We start from the raw sequence: 17,912 nt of genomic DNA on the forward strand, positions 1-17,912 counted from the left end.
GAAATCTGCACCTGCTTTCTTCCGTGGCAGGCTGGACTCGGCGTGACATGCGCGGGACCCGTGGATGTGGGACTGCTGAATGCCGGGGGTCGGACCGTTTCCGGTCACTCACAGAGGCCCGAGACTAACGCCACCGTGATCAGACGGCCGTAAGGAAACGCGAGACGGGGCCGTGGCTTCCGGCGAACGTTCACTGAAGCGCCCCCCGAAAGGGGCGCGGGGAACTGCGCGACCAGCCACGACGGCGCAGCACCCCGCAACGGCGCTACCGCTTCCCCACCTTCCGGGCAGCCCGCAACCACTCCCTGTTCATACTGGTGATCGACACCAGCGGAATCCCCTTCGGGCAGGCCGTCGCACACTCCCCCGTCAGCGTGCAGCCACCGAACCCCTCCGAGTCCATCTGCGCCACCATGTCCAGCACCCGCGTCTCCCGCTCGGGCGCGCCCTGCGGCAGCACGTTCAGGTGATTCACCTTGGCGGACGTGAACAGCATCGCCGCCCCGTTCGGACAGGCCGCGACACACGCCCCGCACCCGATGCACTCCGCGTGCTCGAACGCGAAGTCGGCGTCGGCCTTCGGCACCGCCGTGGCATGCGCCTCCGGCGCGGACCCGGTGGGCGCGGAGACGTACCCGCCGGCCTGGATGATCCGGTCGAACGCCGACCGGTCCACCACCAGGTCCTTGATCACCGGGAAGGCCGACGCCCGCCACGGCTCGATGTCGATCGTGTCGCCGTCCGCGAAGGACCGCATGTGCAGCTGGCAGGTGGTGGTGCGCTCGGGTCCGTGCGCGTCCCCGTTGATCACGAGGGAGCACGCGCCGCAGATGCCCTCACGGCAGTCGTGGTCGAAGGCGACCGGGTCCTCGCCGCGCAGGATGAGTTCCTCGTTGAGGGTGTCCAGCATCTCCAGGAAGGACATGTCGGAGGAGATGCCGTCCACCTCGTAGGTGGACATCGCGCCGTCGGCGTCGGCGTTCGGCTGCCGCCAGACGCGCAGGGTGAGCTTCATGCGTAGCTCCGCTGGGTGGGGTGTACGTACTCGAAGACCAGGTCTTCCCTGTGCAGTACCGGGGCGTCCCCGGTACCGGTGAACTCCCAGGCGGCCGCGTAGGCGAACTCGTCGTCGTCGCGGGCGGCCTCGCCGTCCGGCGTCTGGGACTCCTCCCGGAAGTGGCCGCCGCAGGACTCGGCGCGGTGCAGCGCGTCGAGGCACATCAGCTCGGCCAGTTCCAGGTAGTCGACGATGCGGTTGGCCTTCTCCAGGGACTGGTTGAACTCCTCGCCGGTCCCCGGCACCTTGATCCGCCGCCAGAACTCCTCGCGGATCTGCGGGATGCGCTCAAGTGCCTTGCGCAGCCCCGCGTCCGTCCGGGCCATGCCGCAGAACTCCCACATCAGTTCGCCGAGTTCGCGGTGGAAGGAGTCGGGGGTGCGGTCGCCGTCGACGGACAGCAGCAGGTTCAGCCGGTCCTCGGTCTCCGCCAACACGTCTTGCACGACGGGGTGTTCGTGGGTCACCGCCTCCTGGTGGGGGTGACGTGCGAGGTAGTCGTTGATGGTGGCCGGCAGGACGAAGTAGCCGTCGGCCAGGCCCTGCATCAGCGCCGAGGCGCCCAGCCGGTTGGCGCCGTGGTCGGAGAAGTTGGCCTCGCCGACCGCGAACAGCCCCGGGACGGTGGTCTGCAGGTCGTAGTCGACCCACAGCCCGCCCATCGTGTAGTGCACGGCGGGATAGATCCGCATCGGCACCTGGTACGGATCCTCGTCGGTGATCCGCTGGTACATGTCGAAGAGGTTGCCGTACTTGGCCTCGACGGCCTTGTGCCCCATCCGCCGGATGGCGTCGGCGAAGTCGAGGTAGACGCCCTGCCCGCCGGGCCCGACACCCCGCCCCTCGTCGCAGACGTTCTTCGCGGCGCGGGAGGCGATGTCGCGCGGGACCAGGTTGCCGAAGGACGGGTAGATGCGCTCCAGGTAGTAGTCGCGCTCCTCCTCGGGAATCTGGTGGGCGGGCCGGGTGTCGCCCTTGGCCCTGGGCACCCAGATCCGGCCGTCGTTGCGCAGCGACTCGCTCATCAGGGTGAGCTTGGACTGGTGGTCGCCGGTGCGCGGGATGCAGGTGGGGTGGATCTGGGTGAAGCACGGGTTGGCGAACCAGGCGCCGCGCCGGTGTGCCCGCCAGATCGCGGTGGCGTTGGAGTTCATGGCGTTCGTCGACAGGTAGAAGACGTTGCCGTAGCCGCCGCTGGCGAGGACCACGGCGTCCGCGAAGTACGTGTCGATCTTCCCGGTCACCAGGTCCCGGGCCACGATCCCGCGCGCCCGCCCGTCGACGACGATCACGTCGAGCATCTCGGTGCGCGGGTGCATCTCCACGTTCCCGGCGGCGATCTGCCGGCTCAGCGCCTGGTAGGCGCCGAGCAGCAGTTGCTGCCCGGTCTGCCCACGGGCGTAGAAGGTCCGGGACACCTGCACACCGCCGAAGGACCGGGTGTCGAGCAGACCGCCGTACTCACGTGCGAACGGCACGCCCTGTGCCACGCACTGGTCGATGATCTCGACGGAGATCTGCGCGAGCCGGTGCACGTTGGACTCCCGGGCCCGGAAGTCACCGCCCTTGACGGTGTCGTAGAACAGCCGGTGCACGGAGTCGCCGTCGTTGCGGTAGTTCTTCGCCGCGTTGATCCCGCCCTGCGCGGCGATGGAGTGCGCGCGGCGCGGGGAGTCCTGGTAGCAGAACTGGACGACGTGGTAGCCCTGTTCGGCGAGGGTGGCGCCGGCGGAACCGCCCGCGAGCCCGGTGCCGACGACGATCACGGTGTGCTTGCGCCGGTTGGCGGGGTTGACCAGCTTGGCCTCGAAACGGCGCTTGTCCCAGCGCTCGTTGATCGGGCCGTCGGGGGCCGTGCCGTCGGCGACGGGTTCGCCGGTCGTGTAGTTCACGTAGTCGGTCATGTTCAGCTCACCACTCCGGTCATGACACCCACGGGTACGGCGATGAAGCCGGCCGTGAGCAGCAGCGCGAGGACGTCGGCGACGGTCTTCAGGGCGCGGTCGCGGGAGCGGCTGCCGGCGCCGAGCGTCTGGGCCGCGCTCCAGAAGCCGTGCCGGACGTGCAGGCCGAGCGCGAGCATCGCGACGATGTAGATGACGTCGCCGTACCAGGTGGAGAAGGTGTCCACGACGTTCTGGTACGGGTGGCCCGGCTGGAAGCCGCCGGAGTGCACGGTGCCGGTGGTCAGGTCGAGGACGTGCCAGACGATGAAGAGGCCGAGGATGATCCCGCCCCAGCGCATGGTGCGGGTGGCGTAGGAGGCCCGCGGCTTCTTGTGCACGTACTTGCTCGGGCGTGCCCTGATGTCGCGGCGGCTGAGCTGGTAGGCGGACGTGGCGTGCGCGACGACCGCGACGACCAGGACGATCCGGACGAGCCAGAGCGTCCACTCGTAGTGCATGAACGGTTCACCGACGGTGCGCAGCCAGTGGGCGTAGCCGTTGAACTCGCCCGCCCCGAAGTAGATCTTCAGGTTCCCGATCATGTGCACGACCAGGTAGAGCAGCATGATCAGGCCGCTGACGGCCATCACCGTCTTCTTGCCGACGGAGCTGTCCCACATCGTGCGTGCCATGGACGGCCGTCGGTCCGTCCGCGTTGCCAGAGCCATGTCCAGGACGGTAGGGCCGAACAGCCCCATCGGTCCAAGACATGCTACGGCTTGATTCGATAGGCAGCGACTATCGTGTCACCATGCAGTTCCAGCAGCTTCAGTACTTCGTCGCCGTGGCGGAGACCCGGCACTTCACCCGGGCCGCCGAGCTGGTCCATGTCGCCCAGCCGTCGCTGTCCCAGCAGATCAGGGCGCTGGAGCGGGAGCTGGGGGCGGATCTCTTCCTGCGGGCGCGGGGCAACATCACCCTCACCGACGCGGGCGAGGCGCTGCTGCCGCTCGCCCGGCGGATCCTCGCGGACGCGGACACCGCCCGGTACGAGGTGCAGGAACTGGTGCAGCTGCGCAGCGGCCGGGTGCGGCTGGGGGCGACGCCGAGTCTGTGCACCGGGCTGCTGCCGGACGTGCTGCGGGCCTTCCACGACCGCTATCCGGGGATCCAGCTGCTGATCGAGGAGAGCGGGTCCCATGATCTCGTCCGGGAGCTGGCGCGCGGGGCGCTGGACCTGGCGCTGATCGTGCTGCCGCTGCCGCCAGGCTCGCCCGCGCTGACCACCGTGGAGCTGTTGCGGGAGGACCTGGTGGTGGTGTCCTCGCCCGAGGCGACGGCGCCCGGCCGAGGGCGGGGCGGGGTGCGGATCGCCGATCTGGAGGGGGAGCGGCTGGTGATGTTCCGGCACGGGTACGACCTGCGGGAGCTGACCGTCGCGGCGTGCCGCTCCGCCGGGTTCGAGCCGGGGTTCGCGGTCGAGGGGGGCGAGATGGACGCGGTGCTGGGGTTCGTGCGGGCCGGGTTGGGGGTGGCCGTGGTGCCGCGGATGGTCGCCGCCCGGTCGGGGCGGGGGCTACGGGTGACCCCGTTGGCCCGGCCGGGGCTGTACCGGACGATCGCGCTGGCGCACCGGAGTGACGTGGCGCCGCCTCGGGCCGCTCGGGAGCTGCAGCGGATGCTGCTGGAGAAGTGACGGAGCGTTGTCGGGTGCGGGTGTGGGGGGGCTGGTCGCGCAGTTCCCCGCGCCCCTTTCGGGGCGCGGGGCCCGCGCCGTACCGACCGGCCGGTGCCGCGGGCGGGTCAGCCCGTCGCGTCCACCAGTGCGAGGTCGTGGAGTCTCTCCGGCGGGCCCGGTCGGGCGTAGTACCAGCCCTGGGCGGTGTCGCAGCCGAGTATGCGCAGCTGCTCGGCCTGGGCGCCGGTCTCCACGCCCTCCACCGTGACCGCCAGGTCCAGGCTGTGGGCCAGGGAGACGATTCCCTCGACGATCTTGAGGTCGACCGGGTCCGCCGGGAACTGCTGCATGCTCTGGGTGAAGGAGCGGTCCAGTTTGAGGATGCTCACCGGGAGGCGGCGGAGGTTGGCGAGGTTGGAGTACCCCGTGCCGAAGTCGTCCAGGGCGATGTCCACGCCCATCTCGGCGAGGCGCCGCAGGGGTTTGAGGAGGTCGTCGTCGGCGCCGATGAGCGCCGACTCGGTGACCTCCAGGCAGAGCGCCTCGGGGGCCACTCCGGTCCGCTCCAGGATGTCCACCGTGTCCTGGACCAGGCCGGGATGGCTGAGCTGGCACGGGGAGAGGTTGACGTTGATCCGCAGCGGGCCGGCAACGGTGTCCTCACCGTAGCGTTCCCGCCACTCCCGGGCCTGCCGGATCGACTCCTCCAGGACCCAGCGGCCCAACGGGACGATGAGACCGGTGTGTTCGGCGAGCGGGATGAACCGGTCGGGGCCGAGGACGCCGTGCTGCGGATGCAGCCAGCGGACCAGGGCCTCGGCACCGCGCACGCTGCCGTCACCGAGGTGGACCAGCGGCTGGTACTCGATGAAGAACTCGTTCCGGTCCAGGGCGGCCGGCAGCGCCGTGGTCAGACCGTGCCGGGTGATCGCGCGGGCGTCCGCCTCCGGGTCGGCCAGTTCGAAGCGGTTGCCGCCCGCCGACTTGGCCCGGTACATCGTGATGTCGGCGCTGCGCAGCACCTCGGCCGGGGTGCGCTCGCCCGCCGGACCCTCGACGATGCCGATGGAGCCGCGGACCATGAGGTCGCGGCCGTCGATGCTGATCGGGGTGACCAGTGCGTTCATGATGCGGTCGGCCAGGTCGTCGACCTCGCGCTGGGTGGCCGGGCCCGTGGTCAGCGCCACGAACTCGTCGCCGCCGAGCCGGGCGACCATCTCGCCGGGCGCGGTCGCGCAGGACTGCAGCCGGTCGGCGACCTCGACGAGCAGCCGGTCGCCGGCCGAGTGGCCGAGGCTGTCGTTGATGGTCTTGAAGCCGTCCAGGTCGAGGTAGCACAGGCCGAAGCGCTGGCCCTCGCCGGCCGACAGTGCCTTCTCCAGGCGCTCGAAGAACAGCGTGCGGTTGGGCAGGCCGGTGAGCGCGTCGTGGGTGGCCTCGTAGCGCAGCCGGAGGTTGAGCAGCCGGCGCTCGGTGGTGTCCTCCATGAGGGCCAGCTGGTACTGCGGTTCGCCGTCCGCGTCCCGCAGCAGGGAGACCGTCAGGTTGGTCCACAGGACCGTGCCGTCGGAGCGGTTGAAGGCCTTCTCGACGTGGTAGTGCTCGCGCTCGCCGCGCACCAGCTCCTCGTAGAGCCGCCAGGTCTGCGGCGCGTCCTCGGGGTGCGCCCACTCCAGGACGTTGCGGCTGCGCAGGGTCTGCTCGGAGCCGCCGAACATGCGCAGCAGCGCGCCGTTGACCTGGAGGACGTTGCCGTCGAGGTCGGCGATGCCGATTCCTATCGCCGCGCCCTCGAAGACGGCCCGGAAGCGGGCCTCGCTGGCGTGCAGTGCCTGGGCGACCACGCCCTGGGCGCGCAACGCGGCCTGCGCGATGGCCTCCTGCTCGGCCAGCGTGCGCTCGCGCAGCGCCTGGGCGAACCCGGCGGCCATCGCGTGCTGGATCCGTGAGGACCGCATCCGCAGCTCCTCCTGGGGGCCGTCCTCGCCGCAGTACAGGACCAGGTACGCGTCGACGCAGTCGAGGGTGCGGGTCAGCGCCTCGGGGTCGGTGCAGTGCGCGTCGATGAGCGCGGCGCCCACCTGCCGGGCCTCGTCGGCGTCGAAGCCGTGCGCCAGCAGGATCTCGCTGAGCCGGCGGGCCAGCGGCAGCAGTTCTTCCTCGAACTCCGGGCGGGTCAGGGACGTCGAGGTGACCGGGAACACCGCCCGGCTCCAGATCGTCGCGAACCTGCGCAGTCTGTCCTCCGGGCCGCCCGGCTCCGCGGTCACGCCGCGATCCCCACGCCGGCGAATCCGGAGAAGGCGTACGGATCCTCGTCCTCCGGCGCCGACTCCGGCCGCCAGTGCGGCATCGGCACCAGTCCGGGTTCCACCATGTCGTACCCCTCGAAGAACCGCGCGATCTCGTCGCGCGAGCGCATGATCAGCGGGTTGCGAATGTCCTTGTATACGTCCACCGCGCCCTCGGCCCGCTCGGCCGGCAACGGGATTCCCTCGTACGAGGCATGCGTGAGAACAAGCAGGCTGCCGGGCGCGAGTGCGTCGCGCAGCTGTGCCACCGCCCCGTACGGGTCGTCCGCGTCTTCCACGAAGTGAAGTATGGCAACGAGAAGCAACGCCACTGGCCGATTCAGGTCGATGAGGCGCTCCACCTGAGGGCTCGACAGGATCTCCTGGGGCTTGCGGAGGTCGGCCGCGACCACGTCCGCGTCCTCGTTGCCCGCCAGGACGGCGTTGCTGTGCGCCACCGCGACCGGGTCGTGGTCGACGTACACCACGCGGGCGCCGGGGTGCGCCTCCTGGGCGACCTCGTGGACGTTGCCGAAGGTGGGGATGCCGGAGCCGATGTCCAGGAACTGGTCGATGCCGGTGCCCACCGCGTAGCGCACCGCACGGCGCATGACGGCACGGTTGGCCTGCATGATCTTCGGCAGGCCGGGCAGGTGTGCCATCGCCCTGCGGGCGGCCTCCCGGTCGACCTCGAAGTTGTGCGAACCGCCCAGGTAGAAGTCGTAGATACGCGAAACGCTCGGCACCGAGATGTCGATGCTCCGGGGGGCCCAGGCGGGACGCTCCATGTATCTCTCCAAGGCTGAGGCGATCCGGTGTTCGAGCAGAGGCTACTGATCGCCTGCGAACAGGGCGAGCCGAAACGGAAATTGACCGTCCGTTCCCGGTCACTGCCTGGGAATTCGGTGTTCGGTTTGGGGCGCGTTCGGTTTGTTCGTCGGGTGCGGGTGATTCGTGGTTGCTCGCGCCCACGCGGCGGAGCCGCATGTCGACACAGCCCCGCGCCCCTGACGGGGCGCTGCAGACGGGGCGAGTCGGGAAGCACCGGAATCGGACGCCAAAGAGCCCGCCCCCTCCGTGCGGTGTGGAGGGGGCGGGCGGTCGGACCTGGGAAGGTGATCCCTAGCTGGCCGGCGCGCCGACCAGCTTTCCTTCGGGCGAGACGGCGTACCACGTGCCGCCGACACCCTGGCCGTTGGTGTCTCCGGCCTTGGCGTCACCGGAGAAGGTGTAGATGGGCCAGCAGTTGACCGTCTGCTGCTTCGCGCCGTTGTCGGGGCGGGTGAAGCCCATCAGGCCCTTCTTCACGATGCCCTTGGTGTCACTGGAGGCGACCTCCGCGACGGCCGGCCACTTCACGAGGCAGTCGCCGGTGCAGTTCGAGACGACCTTGGGCCACGCCTTGTCCTTGATGAAGCGGTAGACCGTCATGCCGTTCTTGTCGACGATGATGTCGCCGAGCTTGGCGTCCTTGCGGACCGACAGGCCGGGCAGGTCGGCCAGCGTGGCCTTCTTGCCGTCGGGAGCCAGCGCGAACCACTTGCCGCCCACGCCCTGGCCGTTGACGTCACCGGCGTTGACGTCCTTGGCGTAGCGGTACACCGGCCAGCCGCCGACGGTCAGCTGCTTGCTGCCGTCGGAGCGGGTGACCTCGCCGAGCAGCGACTTGTCGATGCCCGCACCGGCCGTGGCGTCGTCGGCGGGGACCGGCGGCCAGGTGGTGGCGCAGTCGCCGTCACAGTTCGACTTGGGGGGATTGGCGGTGTCGGCGTCGAAGCGGTAGAGGGTGAGGCCGCTGCCGTCGGTCAGCACCTTGCCCAGGTCGGGGTTGCTGGCCACGGTCAGCTTGCCGGCGGGCGCGACGGTGGCCGGGGAGCTGGAGGCCTGGCTGCCGTCGGCGCCGTAGCCGTTGCCCGCGCCGGTGGAGGCGGAGGGGTTGGTGATGCTGCCGATGCCGGCCGGGGCCGTGGCACCGACGTTCTGGGCCGCCGAGGACGGAGTGGTCACGTTGTCCTGACCGCACGCCGTCGCGAACACCATCACCCCCGCGGCCGTGGCCACCAGCGAGGCGCTCCTCCACGAGGTCTTCATCGTCAACTCCCATTAATAATCGCCTGGTTATCGCAGCGCCTCTGCGCCGCCGCACGACACCAGGTACGGATGCCGGGGGCCGAAGTGTTCAACGGGCGCACAAATTTCTTTCGGCACCCGGTGGCCGCGGGCCCCGCCCCGCACGGGCGTACGCTTCGAGCCATCCGCCGGGCCGTGTGATTCAAACCGGTTTACGCCACAAGTCGCCCGTTCGGGCCAATCAGTCGGTACTCGGGCGTGCGACGGCGCCCGACGCTCCATGATCTCCGTCGTGCATGCACCCGAAGCGACCAGACTCGCGCCCGTCCCACGGGTGTTGGCCCTGCTGACGCTGACGTGGACCCTGATGGGCTGCCCGGTCGGCACGGCGTCGGCCGACGCCTGCGCCTCCGCCTCGACGGGCCCCGACGGCATCCACGCGGTGGCCGTCGCCGGCGGCTCCTGGCCCACTCCCCCGCCGTGTCCGGCCCCCACCCCGCCGCCCTGTCCCTCACCCAGCCCGACACCGACGCCGACGCCCACCCCGCCGCCGAAACCGACCCCGAAGCCCACCCCCAGACCCAGCCCGAAGCCGAAGCCGCCGCGCCCCGCCCCGCCGACCCCGCGGCCGGCACCGCCGCCCCGGCCGGCGCCGGCCGCGAAACCCACACCCGTCCCGCCACCGGCCCCCCGGCCCAGGCCCAGGCCCAGGCCGACGCCCACGCTGACCCCCACCCCGTCGCCGAAGCCCACCCCGCGGCCCTCACCGACCCCGGTGACCTACCCGCCGTACCACGTCCCGTCGACCGGCACGGCGGCCCCGAACCGCACCTCGCCGGTCACCTACGTCCTGCTCATCGCCGTACCCGCGATCATCGCCGTCGCCGCGTTCCGCGCGCGCTGACGGCCGACCCACTGATTCCTGGAGGCTTCCGTTGCCGGAATGGCTTGTTCTCGTCCTCGGGATGCTCGCGGCCGTCGCCGTGGTCGTCGTCATCACCCTGCTCCGCGACAAGAGGGCGGCGGAGGACGAGGATCCCTCCGAGACGCCGGACGTCATCGAGTACATGACCATGTGGATCGGCGTCATCTACGCCATCGTCCTGGGACTGGCGGTGGCCGGGGTGTGGGAGGCCCGCAGCGGCGCCCAGGACCATGTGCAGGCGGAGGCGCAGGCGCTGCACGAGATCTACGAACGGGTGCGGGTGTATCCGCCCGACGTCCGTGACCGGATCCGCGCGGACGTCGACGCCTACGCCGCCCAGGTGGTCGACAAGGAGTGGAAGGAGATGGCCGACCACGGCCGACTCTCGCAGCGCGGTACCGATCTGCTCGCGCAGATCCGTCAGGACGTCACCGACTACCAGCCCGCCAGCGACTTCCAGGCGCAGGCCTACCAGCCGCTGGTGGACCAGGTGGCCGCTCTCGACCAGGCGCGCAGCGCCCGGGCCGACTCGACCGGGGCGACCATGCCGACCGTGGTGTGGATCGGGCTGCTGACCGGAGCCGCGATCACCATCGGCATGGTCTTCGCGCTGCAGATCAAACGCACCCGGCGCGAGCTGGTCCTCGCCGGCCTGTTCACGGCGACCATCACCTTCATGCTGTTCCTGATCTGGGACTTCGACGAACCGTACAGCCGGGGCATCACGGCGACGGTACAGCCGTTCCTGAACCTCTTCCCGCACCTCAAGGGGTAGCGAAGGGCAGCGAACACCGCAAAGCGCCCCGGGGGACACCGCGCCACGCCGCCGGTGTCCCCCGGACGGCTCAGGCATGCCCCCCGTTCGCCCTACAGCGTTCGCGCGCGTGTGCGGATGTTCCTAGCGTTCCGATCATCGAGGTGCATTCCCGGCACTGGCGGAACAGGTCCGCATGCTGCTCCTCGGGGACCGGAGGAACCACCATGCGCGCGATACGCGTTGCTTCGGCCGCACTGCTGGGTGTCGGTGCCCTCGCCCTCTCCGCTCCGGCCATCCTCGCGAGCGACAGCGGCGACGGGGGCCGGGACGCCACGCCCTTCGGCTTCCGGGTCACCCCCGCCACCGTGGCGGCCGGCGGCCGGGTGAGTCTGCACCTGGACCGCGGCGGCGGCTGCCGGGGCACCGCGAGGGTCACCTCGGGGGTGTTCGACACGGTCAGCATCCCGTCGGAGCGGGACTCGGTGACGGCCACGGTCGACCGGAACGCGAAGCCCAAGGCGTCCTACCGGGTGACGTTCGACTGCGACGGTTCCACCTTGTCGACCGAACTGGCCATCGCCGACGGCAAACCGGCCGGAGGCGGCGACGGGCACACCGGCGGCCGCACCGACGAGCACGGCGACGAGGACGGGAACGGACGCGCCGACAGCGGTACGGACGGGCAGGGCGACGGCCGCACCGGCGCCGGCACGGACAGCGGCTCCGGCAGCGGTGAGTCGCTCAACCCGCAGCCCATTCCGCCCGGACGGGGTGTCCAGGCAGGCGAGGGCGGCAGCATCGGCGGGTTCGACCTCCAGGAGCTGGGCCTCGGCACGGCACTCGTCGTCGGCTCGGTCGGCACGGCGTACCGGCTCTCGCGCAGGCGCGCGGACGAGGACGGCGGCGCCTGACCGGGACGCGGCCGGGCGGGCCTGTGCCCCGGTCCACCGGGGGACCACGGCACAGGCCCGCCGGGTCAGATCCGCTTCTCGTGCCGGCGACGCAGCCAGAACCCGCAGCCGGCCAGTACGGCCGCGCCGACCATGCCGCCGCCGATCGCCATGTCGGTCGGGGTGGCCCCGGTGGAGATGCTGCCGCCGAGTCCGCCGCGCACCCCGCCGAGCACGAAGAACGCGGCCGGCCGGAGCAGGGTGCGGCCGTCGCAGCGGACGGTCAGGTCGTAGGGGCCCGGGCTGGCGTTCCGTTCGATGGTGGCGACACCGCGCGCCATGTCGCCGCCGAACGGGAACAGCGGTGTCGTGTGGAAGGCACGGGAGGTCATGACGCCGCTGCGGCAGTTGTTGACCGTGACGGTGAGCCGCTGGCCGGTGGCGATCGACCGGGGCTGGGCGACGATGTCACGCGCGCCGTCGCCTCGGCCGTCGAAGTTGTCGAAGCGCCCGTCACCGCGGCCGTCGAAGTCGTCGCGCCCCTCCCCGCCCCGTCCGCCGTGGCCGTTGTCGAAACGCCCGTCACCCCCGAACCCGCCCAGGCCGAAACCGGGAACCACGACTCCGGGCACGACACCGACACCACCGACAGCGGGGGCGACCCCGACGCCGCCGACACCGCCTACGGCGCCGACGCCACCGACCGCGCCTACGCCACCGACACCTCCGACAGCGCCGACACCACCGACACCACCGACACCGGTCCCGGGGGCGACGCCCGTCCCACCGACGACCGGGGCCTGGGTGTTGGGCGGGCCGCCTGGGTTGCCCAGGCCGTCGGCGACGGCCACGGGGGCGGCGGCGCCGAGAACGGCGACCACGGTGCACGCGGCCGCCAGCGCACGTGAGTTTCGCATCTCTTCCTCCGCGGAAGGCGCCCCGGGAACGGTCCCCGGTGGATCGGCGAGAAAGCACCTCCCGACAAGACCCTCAGATGCCCTGAACACGCCCGCATTTCGAGAATGGTCCGTCCTGGTGAGGGGACACGCCGGGAGAAAAGCGCACAATCAGATATTGCCGCAGGTCACGGACCGTCAGAAAAAACCTGGGAACGGCAACTCGGATGGCGCACCGGAAGACCCGCGGGCCACCCGTTCGCCCGTCGCCCCGTCGCCGCACGCGCGCGGGGGACTTAGCTTTTTCCCATGTGCGACACGCACCTGAAGGCGGCCGCGTCGAGAGGGGCTGGCGAATGTCTGCGTCCGAACTTTCCGAGCTGGCCGAAGAGGAGGAGCGGCGGCGGAAGCGTGCCCCCTGGGGCGTGATAGCGCTCGTTCTGCTGACCGGTCTGGCACTCATCCGGAACGGTTCGGGAGAGTTCGACGCCGGTCCGCCGCAGCCGGCCTCGGCCGCCGCCCCGGACAGCCGTACCACGGTCCCGGGCACCTTCGCCACGGCGCCCGCCGCGCTGTCGTTCGCGGCGGCGGACCGGATCAGGATCCCGGCGATCCGGGTCGACGCTCCGGTGCTGCCGGTGGGTCTGGACACGGACGGCTGGATCGCGGCACCGCCGCCGGACGACCCGAACCTGGCCGGATGGTTCACCGGGGGTGTCTCGCCCGGGGAGAAGGGCACGTCCGTCATCGTCGGCCATGTCGACAACACGAAGGGACCGGCGGTCTTCTACGGGCTCGGTTCCCTGAAGAAGGGGAACCGGATCGAGGTCGACCGCCAGGACGGCCGGACGGCCGTGTTCGAGATCTACGGGATCGAGGTCTTCGCGAAGGCCGGTTTCCCGGGCGACCGGGTCTACGGCTCCAAGGGCACGCCGGAGTTGCGGGTCATCACCTGCGGCGGCGGTTTCTCGAAGCAGAACGGCTACGACGGGAACGTCGTGGTCTTCGCCCGCCTGGTCGAGGCCCGCTGAGGCCACCACCGGGCGGGCGCGGGCCCCGGTCAGGTGCGGCGGCGCGGCACGGTCAGGTGGTAGCCGTTGTCCAGCAGATAGGGCAGGTACTCGCGCAGGGCCTGGACGCTCTGCGAGCGGTCGCCCCCGGCGTCGTGGGAGAGGACCACGACACCGGGGGCGGCGCCGTTCTCGATCGTGTCGACGATGGTGCGGGTGCCCGGGACGGTCCAGTCGGTGCTGTCCACCGTCCAGGCCATCGGTTCCATGCCCATCTCGGCGCCGAGCTGGAAGGCCGCTCGGTTCCAGGCGCCGTAGGGCGCGCGGAACCACTGCGGGCGTTCGCCGTAGGTGTCCTCGATGGCCTCGCTGGTGCTCGTCATCTCGTCGCGGATCTCACGGCGGTTCAGGGTGGTCAGCAGTGGATGTGTCCAGGTGTGGTTGCCCACCACATGCCCCTCCTCGGCCATCCGCGCGACCAGCTCCCGGTTCACGACGATGCACTCCCCGCACAGGAAGAACATCGCCCGCACGTCGTACTTGGCGAGGGTGTCCAGGATGTGCGGCGTGTAGTTCGGGTTGGGGCCGTCGTCGAAGGTGAGCATCATGTGTCTGCCGCGCCGGGAGATCTCCGTGATGGGTTCCTTGCGGACCTTCAGCTTGGCCTGCCCGGAGGGCGGCGGGCCGTATCCGGTGAGCGGCTGGAGCCGGAAGGAGGAGGACTTGAGCGCCGGGCGGGCCTGCGCTCCCGCGGCCGGGGCGACTCCGCCGGCCGCCTCCTCGGAACTGCTCGCCAGCACGATTCCCGCGGTACCCGCGGCTCCCAGAGCGGCACCGCCGGCGAGCAGCAGCCGGCGTCGGGTGAACAACTGATCCTTCTGCATGACTCATCAGTCGCCCGGCGGGGCTCCGGCGCACCACTTCGACACCGGTGCGGCGGCCGGAAAGCACCCGCACGGACCAGCAGTGGAAGGTTTCGGCAAGAAAAGGCCCAAAAGCGTCAGCGGTGGCGGACCAGCGGGAAGGGGAGCGTCTCGCGGATGGTCAGGCCGGTGAGGAACATGACCAGCCGGTCGACGCCGAGGCCGAGCCCGCCGGTGGGCGGCATCGCGTATTCGAGGGCGTCGAGGAAGTCCTCGTCGAGCTCCATCGCCTCGGGGTCGCCGCCGGCGGCGAGCAGCGACTGGGCGGTGAGCCGGCGGCGCTGTTCCAGGGGGTCGGTCAGTTCCGAGTAGGCGGTGCCGAGTTCGGTCCCGAAGGCGACCAGGTCCCAGCGCTCGGCGAGCCTGGGGTCGGTGCGGTGCTGCCGGGTCAGCGGGGAGACGTCGGTCGGGAAGTCCTTGTAGAAGGTGGGCAGCTGGGTCCGCTCCTCCACCAGGCGCTCGTACATCTCCAGGACCACGTCGCCGGGGCCGTCGTCGGCGGTGTACGGCACGCCGAGGCGGTCGCAGTGCCGGTGCAGCCGCAGCAGTTCGGTGCCGGGGCCGATCTCCTCCCCCAGCACCTCGGAGATCGCCCCGTACACGGTCCTGACCGGCCAGGTGCCGGAGATGTCGTACTCGCGTCCGTCCCGGCGGGCCACCGGTGCGCCGAGGGCGGCGGTCGCGGCACCCTGGATCAGCTCGCGGGCGAGATCGAGCATCACGTCGTAGTCGGCGTACGCCTGGTAGGCCTCCAGCATCGTGAACTCGGGGTTGTGCTTGTGGGAGACGCCCTCGTTGCGGAAGGTCCGGCCGAGTTCGAAGACCTTCTCCAGGCCGCCGACACAGAGCCGTTTGAGGTAGAGCTCGGGGGCGATGCGCAGGTGGAGGTCGAGGTCGTAGGCGTTGCTGTGGGTGGTGAAGGGGCGGGCGTTGGCGCCGCCGTGGATCTGCTGGAGGATCGGGGTCTCGACCTCCAGGTAGCCACGGTCCAGGAGGCCCTGGCGCAGCGCCTGTACGGCGGTGGAGCGGGCCCGGACCACGTCGCGGGCGGCGGGGCTGGTGGCGAGGTCGAGGTAGCGGCGGCGGACCCTGGCCTCGGGGTCGGCGAGGCCGCGGTACTTGTCGGGCAGCGGGCGCAGGCACTTGGCGGTGAGCTGCCAGTCGGTGACGAACACGGTCGGTTCGCCCTGGCCGCTGCGTCCCGCCCGGCCGGTGGCGGTGATCTGGTCGCCGATGTCGGTGTCGGCGGTGAAGCGGCCGAGAGCGGGTCCCGACCCGTCGCGGGTGAGGGCGAGCTGGTGGTCTCCGGACCAGTCGCGCAGCGTCACGAAGACGATGCCGCCGAAGTCGCGGACCAGCATGATCCGCCCGGCGACGGTGACCGTCTCGCCGTCGCGCACCCCGGCGAGGGAGCCGGGCGGGACACCGGAGGCCACCGGGTAGGGGTCGACGCCCGCCGCCCGCAGCCGGTCGAGCTTGCGGCGCCGGACCCGGAACTGGTCGGGCAGGCCGGCGTCCGGTGCGCCGGGCCCGGTCTCGTCCCCTCCCTCGACACCGGGCACCGGCGCGGACGGCGGCGCCTCGACGGGCCGCGGTCCGGTCCGCGGGTGCCCTTTTCCCCAGAGGGTGCGCAGGGACGGTACGGAGACGAAGCCCTCGGCGATGCCGGAGGCGAGGCCGATCCGGGCGAGGGAGCCCGCGTCGCCGTAGCAGAGGAAACGCGGGTACCACTCGGGGCGGTACTTGGCGTTGGAGCGGTACAGGGCCTCCAGTTGCCACCAGCGGGAGAAGAACAGCAGCAGCCGGCGCCACAGCCGCAGCACCGGTCCGGCGCCGATCCGGGCGCCCTCCTCGAAGACCGAGCGGAAGACGGCGAAGTTCAGCGAGACGCGGCGCACGCCGAGTCTGGGGGCGGCCGCGCACAGGTCGGCGACCATGAACTCCATGACGCCGTTGGGGGCGGCGCGGTCCCGGCGCATCAGGTCGAGGGAGACGCCGTCGCCGCCCCACGGCACGAAGGAGAGCAGGGCGAGCAGCCGGCCGTCCTCGGCGACGGCCTCGACGAGCAGGCAGTCGCCGTCGGCGGGGTCGCCGAGCCGGTCCAGGGCCATGGAGAAGCCGCGTTCGGTCTCGGTGTCGCGCCAGGCGTCCGCCTTGTCGACGACCTCCTCCATCTCCGTCTCGGTGAGGTCGGCGTGGCGGTGGATACGGCAGTTCGCACCGGTGCGCCGGACACGGTTGACGGCCTGCCGGGTGACCCGCATCTCGCGGCCGCCCAGGTCGAAGCCGCCGACGTGCAGGATCGCCTCGTCGCCGAGTTGGAGGGCGCCGAGCCCGGCGCGGACGTAGGCTCTGGCGCCGTCCTCGGAGGCGCCCATCACCGCGGGCGCCCAGGCGTGCCGGCGGGCCACGTCCAGCCAGGCGGCGATGGCGTGCGGCCAGGCCTCGGGGTCGCCGACGGGGTCGCCGCTGGCCAGGCAGACGCCCGCCTCGACCCGGTAGGTGACGGCGGCCTTGCCGCTGGGCGAGAAGGCGACGGCCTTGTCGCGACGGGTGGCGAAGTAGCCGAGGGAGTCCCGGTCCCCGTAGACCTTCAGGAGGGCGCGGATGCGGGCCTCCTCGTCGCCGTGCAGGGCGGCTTCCAGGCGCTGCGAACGGAACAGGGTGGCGGCGGCGTTGAGCAGGGCGAGGGCGCCGAAGAGGCCGAGCAGGAAGGCGACGAAGCGGGGCGGGCGGCCGCCGTAGCTGCGGACGGAGACCAGGCCGCCGCAGACCCGGTCGGCCGCCCAGACCAGGTGCTGGCCGTGCGGGAGCGAGCCGGGGAAGAGCGAGACCAGGCCCCAGCCGGCCAGGATCGCCACCAGCAGGCCGGTCAGCAGGACGCCGAGGGCCCGGCGCACGGCGGCCCGGCGGGAGGCGGCGTAGAACTCCCGGCGGGCCACGATCAGGAGGGCCAGGGCGAGTCCGCAGACCACCAGTGAGCTGAACGAGTACCACTCGAAGCCGAAGGCGACGGTCAGGACGTCGGTGAGCACCAGCAGGCCGAGGTAGATCACCACCAGCCACCAGGCGACTTTCTTGCGGGCGGCGGTGGCGCCGCCGAGCAGGAACAGGAAGACCGCGTAGGCCAGGTTGGGGCTGACGGGCACCACGACGGCGTCGACGAAGTGCACGACCGGGTGCAGCAGCACGCGCAGCGGGGCGATGAAGGAGAGCAGGGCGCACAGCAGGGCGAGGGCGCCGAAGAAGGTCCCGAAGGCCTCCGGTACCCAGGTCAGCCGCCCGCCGCCGGGCGGGCGTACCGTCCCCGCCGGCTCCCTGCCCGTGGCGGGCTCCACGGCGGCACTCATGTCTCCGACTGTAGGAAGCGTCCGCCCGGCCCGCCCGTCGAGCGGGTGCGGGTCGTGGGTGGTTGCTCGCGCAGTTCCCCGCGCCCCTGAAGGGGCGCTCACCGCAACGCCCTGCTTTTAGAGGTCATCTCATTTGGCGATACCGGTAGCCTGGCTGTGTGTTGATGGTCGAGCGTCTG

General features: G+C 71.4%; 15 protein-coding genes. 6 read left to right on the forward strand and 9 right to left on the reverse strand.

All coding sequences use genetic code 11. The features are described from left to right. Window positions 1-265 precede the first annotated feature (265 nt). From IEZ11_RS42505 to IEZ11_RS42515, 3 genes are read right to left on the reverse strand one after another with little or no spacing between them, the layout of a single operon-like run. Window positions 266-1,015 carry a succinate dehydrogenase/fumarate reductase iron-sulfur subunit gene (locus tag IEZ11_RS42505; protein ID WP_189268428.1) on the reverse strand — a complete coding sequence of 250 codons (750 nt, stop codon included), beginning with the start codon at window positions 1,013-1,015 and terminating at the stop codon, window positions 266-268. After that, the gene (locus IEZ11_RS42510) at window positions 1,012-2,961 is read right to left on the reverse strand and encodes a fumarate reductase/succinate dehydrogenase flavoprotein subunit (protein ID WP_189268429.1); all 1,950 of its coding nucleotides are present in this window, start codon (window positions 2,959-2,961) and stop codon (window positions 1,012-1,014) included. The genes IEZ11_RS42505 and IEZ11_RS42510 overlap by 4 nt, the downstream gene beginning before the upstream one ends. A gap of 2 nt (window positions 2,962-2,963) precedes the next feature. Continuing rightward, the gene (locus IEZ11_RS42515; protein ID WP_189268442.1) at window positions 2,964-3,635 is read right to left on the reverse strand and encodes a succinate dehydrogenase; all 672 of its coding nucleotides are present in this window, start codon (window positions 3,633-3,635) and stop codon (window positions 2,964-2,966) included. 119 nt (window positions 3,636-3,754) lie between these two features. Here IEZ11_RS42515 and IEZ11_RS42520 point away from each other — a divergent pair, with 119 nt between their 5' ends. Next, the gene (locus IEZ11_RS42520; protein ID WP_189268430.1) at window positions 3,755-4,639 is read left to right on the forward strand and encodes a LysR family transcriptional regulator; all 885 of its coding nucleotides are present in this window, start codon (window positions 3,755-3,757) and stop codon (window positions 4,637-4,639) included. 107 nt (window positions 4,640-4,746) lie between these two features. Here IEZ11_RS42520 and IEZ11_RS42525 read toward each other — a convergent pair whose 3' ends face one another. From IEZ11_RS42525 to IEZ11_RS42535, 3 genes are all read right to left on the reverse strand, one after another. Next, a complete protein-coding gene (locus IEZ11_RS42525) occupies window positions 4,747-6,891 on the reverse strand; it encodes a putative bifunctional diguanylate cyclase/phosphodiesterase (RefSeq protein ID WP_189268431.1) in 2,145 nt (714 codons plus the stop codon). After that, window positions 6,888-7,700 carry an SAM-dependent methyltransferase gene (locus tag IEZ11_RS42530; protein ID WP_189268432.1) on the reverse strand — a complete coding sequence of 271 codons (813 nt, stop codon included), beginning with the start codon at window positions 7,698-7,700 and terminating at the stop codon, window positions 6,888-6,890. The genes IEZ11_RS42525 and IEZ11_RS42530 overlap by 4 nt, the downstream gene beginning before the upstream one ends. Before the next feature lie 334 nt (window positions 7,701-8,034). After that, complete coding sequence (locus IEZ11_RS42535; RefSeq protein ID WP_189268433.1) at window positions 8,035-9,003, reverse strand: SCO0930 family lipoprotein; 969 nt, start codon at window positions 9,001-9,003, stop codon at window positions 8,035-8,037. 754 nt (window positions 9,004-9,757) lie between these two features. Here IEZ11_RS42535 and IEZ11_RS52110 point away from each other — a divergent pair. The 3 genes from IEZ11_RS52110 (at window position 9,758) to IEZ11_RS42550 (ending at window position 11,575) form a co-directional block, all read left to right on the forward strand. After that, window positions 9,758-9,886, forward strand: a complete 129-nt coding sequence (locus IEZ11_RS52110; RefSeq protein WP_268239959.1) for a hypothetical protein — start codon at window positions 9,758-9,760, stop codon at window positions 9,884-9,886. Window positions 9,887-9,917: 31 nt separating this feature from the next. Continuing rightward, the gene (locus IEZ11_RS42545) at window positions 9,918-10,682 is read left to right on the forward strand and encodes a bestrophin-like domain (RefSeq protein ID WP_229713695.1); all 765 of its coding nucleotides are present in this window, start codon (window positions 9,918-9,920) and stop codon (window positions 10,680-10,682) included. Between the two features lie 206 nt (window positions 10,683-10,888). Beyond that, window positions 10,889-11,575, forward strand: coding sequence for a hypothetical protein (locus tag IEZ11_RS42550; protein ID WP_189268435.1), 687 nt, complete (start codon window positions 10,889-10,891; stop codon window positions 11,573-11,575). A gap of 65 nt (window positions 11,576-11,640) precedes the next feature. Here IEZ11_RS42550 and IEZ11_RS51465 read toward each other — a convergent pair whose 3' ends face one another. Then, a complete protein-coding gene (locus IEZ11_RS51465; RefSeq protein WP_229713696.1) occupies window positions 11,641-12,174 on the reverse strand; it encodes a hypothetical protein in 534 nt (177 codons plus the stop codon). On the opposite strand from IEZ11_RS51465, the gene IEZ11_RS51470 reads away from it, so the two are divergent. Further along, window positions 12,115-12,462 carry a hypothetical protein gene (locus IEZ11_RS51470; protein ID WP_229713697.1) on the forward strand — a complete coding sequence of 116 codons (348 nt, stop codon included), beginning with the start codon at window positions 12,115-12,117 and terminating at the stop codon, window positions 12,460-12,462. The two genes, IEZ11_RS51465 and IEZ11_RS51470, sit on opposite strands and share 60 nt — an antisense overlap. A 344-nt stretch (window positions 12,463-12,806) precedes the next feature. Continuing rightward, window positions 12,807-13,481 carry a class F sortase gene (locus IEZ11_RS42560; protein WP_189268437.1) on the forward strand — a complete coding sequence of 225 codons (675 nt, stop codon included), beginning with the start codon at window positions 12,807-12,809 and terminating at the stop codon, window positions 13,479-13,481. Window positions 13,482-13,510: 29 nt separating this feature from the next. Here IEZ11_RS42560 and IEZ11_RS42565 read toward each other — a convergent pair whose 3' ends face one another. Both IEZ11_RS42565 and lysX read right to left on the reverse strand, forming a co-directional pair. After that, the gene (locus IEZ11_RS42565; protein ID WP_189268438.1) at window positions 13,511-14,344 is read right to left on the reverse strand and encodes a polysaccharide deacetylase family protein; all 834 of its coding nucleotides are present in this window, start codon (window positions 14,342-14,344) and stop codon (window positions 13,511-13,513) included. Window positions 14,345-14,460: 116 nt separating this feature from the next. Then, window positions 14,461-17,733 (reverse strand): bifunctional lysylphosphatidylglycerol synthetase/lysine--tRNA ligase LysX, encoded by a 3,273-nt coding sequence (lysX, locus tag IEZ11_RS42570; protein ID WP_189268439.1) that lies wholly within the window; start codon window positions 17,731-17,733, stop codon window positions 14,461-14,463. Window positions 17,734-17,912 lie beyond the last annotated feature (179 nt).

The sequence above is a fragment of the Streptomyces fuscichromogenes genome, from assembly GCF_014645815.1.
GTDB lineage: Bacteria > Actinomycetota > Actinomycetes > Streptomycetales > Streptomycetaceae > Streptomyces > Streptomyces fuscichromogenes.